This window comes from Mycobacterium sp. TH-M15, from assembly GCF_057473705.1.
This window is the reverse complement of record NZ_JBYCLB010000241.1, coordinates 1-2,399: the sequence shown is the minus strand read 5'-3', so window position 1 is coordinate 2,399 and position 2,399 is coordinate 1. Positions and strand designations below refer to the sequence as shown.

The following is a 2,399-nucleotide window of genomic DNA, read 5'->3' as shown; positions in this document are numbered from 1 at the left end:
GGGCCGGAGAGCTCGGAGACCGTGCAGATCGACCATGTCGTGGCGCTGGCCGACGCCTGGTACAAAGGCGCTCGCACCTGGGAGCCTGCCCGCCGCCGCGCCTTCGCCAACGACCCGCGTAACCTGTTGGCGGTCAGCGGGCAAGCAAACATCGACAAGGCATTCCGGGATGCGGCCGGGTGGCTGCCGCCGAACACCGGCTACCGGTGCGAGTTCGTCGCTCGGCAGATCACCGTGAAGACGGCCTACCACCTGTGGGTGTCACGCAACGAGAAGACCGCGATGCGCCGGGTGTTGCAGTCCTGCTGAGCTCAGTCGGATTCGCCGAGGATCGTGTACACCTCGCGGCGGGCGCGGTTCACGATGTCGACGATGCGTTGCTGCTGTTCGGAATTAGCGGCCTGCGCGGCCTGCGCGACCGCGCCGAACAGCTGGCCGGCCGCCGTCCGAAGGCTGGCATGGACAGGGTCGACGTCCTCGGTGATCTCCTGCCACGGCGGCGTCTCGACCTCCTCGGCGGCGGCACGGCCGCTCTCGGTTAACTCGAAGAGCCGTTTGCTGCCCTGCGTCTCATTGCCGACGATCAGTCCCTCGTCGACGAGCAGCTGCAGCGTCGGGTACACCGATCCTGGGCTCGGCCGCCATAGGCCCTGGCTGCGCTCGGCTATCTGCCGGATCATCTCGTAGCCGTGCATCGGCCGTTCGGCCAGCAGCGCCAGGATCGCGGCGCGCACGTCGCCACCGCGCCGGCCACGGTCGTGTCCACGCCGCCGGCCACGCGGTCCGGGGCCGAACCCGAAGCCGAAGCCGGGACCGCCGCCGAACCCGGGGCCGAACCCAGGACCGAGGTCCGCGCCGAACCCGGCGCCGTGGGCGCGCAGCTGTCCGAGTAGTTCACGTTTGGCCTGGCGCTTGGCCTGATGCAGGCTGCGCCGGTCCGGCGGGGCGAAGCCGAAACCGCCGGTGTGTGGGTGCTGGAAGGGTCCGCCGTGCGGACCGGCAGGGATGTTCATTCGTTACCTCTAGTTCTCTGGGCCGGAGGAACCGGCATTTATTCGATATGTAGACGATATATCGGAAACTATCGATAAGCAACCCATGGGGCCAGCCTGGTGGTGCGAGCCCGGTTGTCGCCGGTGACGTGACACGGTCGGCGGCCCTGCCACCGGCCCGGGCCCCGGCGCGCCGCGCTGCCACGCGGCTTGCACCCGGGCCAGTGCGCGCCGGTGCCGCTCGCCCAGCACGGCCGCCAGTACCAGCGATGGCGGTGCGCCCAGAGGTGGCGGCGGCGATATCTGGGTCAACACCCGGCCGGCGATCCGGTAGCTCATCGATCGCGCGGCCGCGGGTCGAGCTGTCGTTCCCGGGAGCGGAACTGGCGGGCCAGCGCCGCCGTCTCCGGGCAGCGCTGAAAGCTGCAGCGACGACGCCCACCAGGCCAGGCCCGGAGACATGATCGGCGGCGGTTCCGGGCGGGCGCCGCGTTCGCTGATCGCCATGGTGCCGGCGAACAGGCCGCCGAGCCTTCCCCCGGGTCGACAGCAGGCTGCAGATCACCGGCGGCCGGATCTCTCGGTCATGGGCCCAACCTGTCGACGTCGGCTGGGATTGTCGACGGCGGCGTGCCGCGCTGCGGGCACCGCGGCAGCCGAGCGTAGCGTTACCCGACATGGCAGAACTCAAATCCCGGTTGCGCGCCGACCTGACCGCCGCCATGAAGGCACAGGACAAGTTGCGCACCGCGACGTTGCGGATGCTGCTCGCGGCGATCCAAGCCGAGGAGGTCTCCGGCAAGCAGGCCCGCGAGCTCTCCGACGACGAAGTGCTCAAGGTGCTGGCCAAGGAGGCCCGGAAGCGGGCGGACGCCGCCGAGATCTACACCGAGAACGGCCGCGGCGAGCTGGCCGCCGAAGAGCACGCCGAGGCACGGATCATCGACGAGTACTTGCCGACGCCGCTGACCGAGGCCGAGCTGGCCGACGTGGTCGACACGGCGCTGGCCCAGGTCGCCGAGGAGCTCGGCGAACGGCCCGGGCAGAAGCAGATGGGCCTGGTGATGAAGGCGGCCACCGCGATCGCCGCCGGCAAAGTGGATGGGTCACGGCTGGCGGCCGCGGTCAAGGACCGGCTGTAATCCGGAATCCGGCTGATGGGGGCGGCACGGATCGAGGACTACGCGCTGCTCGGTGATCTGCACACCGCGGCGCTGTTGGGCCGGGACGGCAGCATCGACTGGCTATGCCTGCCCCGGTTCGACTCCGGCGCATGTTTCGCGGCGCTGCTGCACGACGCGTCGGCCGGCTACTGGCGGATCGCACCGGCCGGCGGCGGCCCGGCGACCCGGCGCGGCTACCGCGACGACACGCTGATCATGGAGACCGAGTGGGACGTCGACGGCG

At 70.5% G+C, this 2,399-nt stretch carries 4 protein-coding genes and 1 pseudogene; 3 read left to right on the top strand and 2 right to left on the bottom strand.

Going from position 1 to position 2,399, the window contains the following annotated elements; genetic code table 11:
* The coding region (locus AC2VNT_RS05735; RefSeq protein WP_486945936.1) for an HNH endonuclease family protein at positions 1-309 on the top strand (309 nt) is incomplete at its 5' end.
* Between the two features lie 2 nt (positions 310-311).
* Here AC2VNT_RS05735 and AC2VNT_RS05730 read toward each other — a convergent pair.
* Together AC2VNT_RS05730 and AC2VNT_RS05725 are read right to left on the bottom strand one after the other, a co-directional pair.
* Positions 312-1,013, bottom strand: a complete 702-nt coding sequence (locus AC2VNT_RS05730; RefSeq protein WP_486945935.1) for a PadR family transcriptional regulator — start codon at positions 1,011-1,013, stop codon at positions 312-314.
* Between the two features lie 9 nt (positions 1,014-1,022).
* Positions 1,023-1,563: pseudogene (locus tag AC2VNT_RS05725) on the bottom strand (hypothetical protein); the annotation flags it as partial.
* Between the two features lie 106 nt (positions 1,564-1,669).
* On the opposite strand from AC2VNT_RS05725, the gene AC2VNT_RS05720 reads away from it, so the two are divergent.
* Complete coding sequence (locus AC2VNT_RS05720) at positions 1,670-2,134, top strand: GatB/YqeY domain-containing protein (RefSeq protein ID WP_486945934.1); 465 nt, start codon at positions 1,670-1,672, stop codon at positions 2,132-2,134.
* A gap of 15 nt (positions 2,135-2,149) precedes the next feature.
* Positions 2,150-2,399 (top strand): trehalase-like domain-containing protein (locus AC2VNT_RS05715; RefSeq protein ID WP_486945933.1); only part of this gene is annotated, 250 nt, incomplete at its 3' end.